Below are 3,310 nucleotides of genomic sequence, written 5' to 3' on the forward strand. Positions count from 1 at the left end.
CGACGTGGCGAATTTCGAAACCTGGTGCCAGCGCAACGGTCTGGCGGCATTTCCAGCGACGCCTGAAATCGTTGGCGCCTATCTGGCGGCCGCTGGCGAAGGCTATGCCATGCAGACGTTGCGGCGCCGTGTGGCGGCCATTGCAAGAGCGTCCGGTGTCGATGGTCATCCACTCGATACCAAGCACCCTGCGATCCGTGAAACGCTGCGCGGCATCGGCCGGACACATGGCAGTCGTGGCCGAAAGTCGGCCGCTCTTACCACAGCGGAATTGAAAGCTTTGAGCCGCGCTTGTGACGACAGCCTTACAGGCGACCGCGACCGCGCGCTGTTGCTGGTGGCATTTGCCGGCGCATTACGCCGCTCCGAACTTGTGGGGTTGGACGCCGAGAAGCTGACCTGGTTCAATGATGGCGTGCGGTTGTTACTGGAAAAGTCGAAGACCGATAAAGAAGGCAAAGGCGCCGAAGTAACGATCGTATATGGCCGGAACGAAGCCACCTGCCCTGTTAGGGCCCTGCGCCACTGGCTTGAAAAGGCCGAGATATGTTTCGGACCTGTTTACCGAAAGGTTAACAAGTCTGGCCGCGTTGAAGCTCGGCGACTCAGCGAGGACGCGGTTCGGCAGATTCTGCTGCGTCGGGCTGCCGCGGCTGGAATCAAGGGGGCTGTCAACGAGCCCGTCAGCCCGCATGGGCTGCGAGCGGGCTTTGTAACTACGGCCTACCGCAACGGAGTGCCGGACGAGGAAATCATGGGCCACACGCGGCACCGCAGTCTCTCGACTATGAGAAGTTACGTAAGGCGCTCTAAGCTAAAAATATCCGAACCATCCGGCAAGCTGGGACTCTGACGCCGTCGGCCACCGCGCCCTCTGTTCATGGTTTGTATTCTTATGCGACAGATTTGAACGAATGGTTAGTTCGGTCCAATGCGCAGGAGACGCTTTACGGAGTAACAGATCACATAGATGATTAGGGAATCCGTCGCGTTCCGCGCCAGACAAGGCGCGGGTAACTGCCTTGCCCCGTTGGCGGATACAAGAGCGAGCCCTGTCACAAATTCAGTAGACCGGTTAAGAAAGCCGATGTGATCTTGTTTAACCCCGCGACCTATTTCTCTGTGACCGGCTGCCCTGAACGTTTCCTCAAAAGAAAGAGATTTACAGCGATCATACAGAACGCAGGTCCGAAACCAGGGAAATGGAATTCCGCAGGAAAGAAGGTGTTCAACACCCACATTGCCGTCAGCATAGCAGCGGCGATCAACAGAAGCGTTACAGCGATTGTGTGCGTTAAACCGCTTTTCATGGGTGCCCCCCAGCTAACTCCGCGCGAACTTATCAGCATTTGCGGCGGCCGCCCAGTGGATTATCGGCGGCCTCCCTCATTGCCACCAGACCCGTAGCGGCAAAACTATTCACCCGCAACAAATCGCTGCTGGGGGTCTTTCAAAACTCTGACGAGAATATTCATCTCCCGGTGAAGCAGTCCCCGTTTGGTGTCAGTATCACTACTGGCTATCCCACAAGTCACGAAGTTCCCGGAAATTGCTCAGCGTGCCACAGTCTCGTGCGCCGGCAGTTTCGCTTGAAGCCTCTCGAATGGCCTCTGCGCAGCGCCGTGCCCGAAGGGCTGCCGCCCTATCCACACCACTTCGCGGGACGTTTATAATCGCGGTGCGTCCGGGCTTCCCATCGAGCCCAGCGATGTACTGTGTAATTGGCGTATATCCGCGAGAGGCGAACGCATCCCTCTCTAATGCATCTGCGCGTTGAACGTTCACTGCCTCTCCCTGCAGACCATACCGGTGAACCAGTGCCAAAGCATATTGCGCTTCCGCGTCGGCCTCGGCCGCTCGTTTCTCCAGGTCTGGCAGGGAACTCGACAGCGCCAAACGCAGCAGGTCCGCGTTGGAATTGATGGCGTTTGGCGGCACAGACGCACAACTCGAAAGGCAAGACGCGGCAATAACAAAACACAACCTACTCACTGGGATCAGTCGTCTCATGATCGGCTTCTATAGCTAGTTGGTTACTCTTAGTTTCGTTTGGATCGGCGTGTCTGTACCCAGCATATCGTCGCGTTGCGAAGCGGTGCCTGGAGTCATTTGATAGTTTGAGGACGCTTTATCGGCAGGCATGACAAGTGTGGGGCCATCTCGCTCCCCGTCCTTGCGGTCAAGACTTTGGATGACACCCTCCCATGGCACATCCCCTTTTTCCTTCACCGAACGCAAATAGGTGGAAGGGTCTTCGATGTTCAAGCCAACGAGCACAACCCGGGCCTCCAGATATCCAATCTGCCTTAAAAGGGTGGCCTGAGCGACATAAACGTCTCGACGGGAGTTGATCATGGCCAATTGGGCTTCGCGTAGGTTCTGCTCGGCAACCAGTACATCCAGAGTCGAACGCTGACCGTAGCGAAACTCTTCCTGCATGCCTTGAGCGGCGATTTCCGCCGCCGCCAACTGACGCTTCTGGATAGCAACGTTGCGCTCAGACGTTACGACCTGGTTCCAGGCAAGTCGCACGTTCTGCAATACGTTGCGACGTTCTGCCTCAATGCGTAGCCGGTCTGCTGCATTACGATTAAGGGTCTCGCGATAGCCGGAATCGTTGGCCCCACCAGAAAAAAGCGGCTTCGTAACCGAGATCGAGAAAGTAAACTCTTTATCCTGGTCCCGTGCAATATAAGGGACAAGTTCACCGGTTGTCCCGTAAGAACTCCGGGCGCTAACGACCATATTGTTGGCGGCACGCGCCTGATTAGCCGTCATTCGGCTCTCACGTTCGGTAAAACCAGCGCGACGGAGCTCCGGGTTGTTCTCCGTGGCAATATCGAACGCTTCCTCCAAGCTCACTGGGACAAAAGGCAAGATCGGCAAGCTTTCCAGACTCCCGGGGTTCTGCCCCACCAGAGTTGCGTAGGTCGCACGGCTGGCCTGCAGTTGTGCCTCGGAATAGGAAATCTGAACCAGAGCCGCCTCGAGTTGGGCTTTCGCCTGTTCGGTGTCTGTCCGCGTCACCTCGCCCGCCACCCGCCTGGCTTCCGTCATCTCGTTTTGGCGCTCAAGCGCTTTCAGGTTTTCGCGACGCACCTGCAGACTTTGCTCGTCTCGCTGAACATCAGTATAGGCGGTAATGACCTGCAGGAGCAGTTCGCCTTCACTGGCGCGCAGCGTCTCACGGCCGGCAAGGATGCGATACTCGGCGGCATCAATGGCCGCAGATGCCTGCCCACCCGAATAAAGCAATTGCTGAACTACCACGCGGATGTCATTGCGGTTCGATTCCAGCCGTCGCCCCACG

2 protein-coding genes are annotated in these 3,310 nt (G+C 57.1%); one reads left to right on the top strand and one right to left on the bottom strand.

Annotated elements, in window-relative coordinates:
- Window positions 1-853, top strand: an 853-nt coding sequence (locus ACK8OE_RS20675) for a site-specific integrase (protein ID WP_410274201.1), incomplete at its 5' end; no start/stop codon positions are given.
- Between the two features lie 1,172 nt (window positions 854-2,025).
- On the opposite strand, the gene ACK8OE_RS20680 is transcribed toward ACK8OE_RS20675, so the two are convergent.
- Window positions 2,026-3,310 (bottom strand): TolC family protein (locus ACK8OE_RS20680; RefSeq protein WP_410274202.1); only part of this gene is annotated, 1,285 nt, incomplete at its 5' end.

It is taken from the genome of Asticcacaulis sp. W401b (genome assembly GCF_046503825.1).
In the GTDB taxonomy this organism is placed as follows: Bacteria; Pseudomonadota; Alphaproteobacteria; order Caulobacterales; family Caulobacteraceae; genus Asticcacaulis.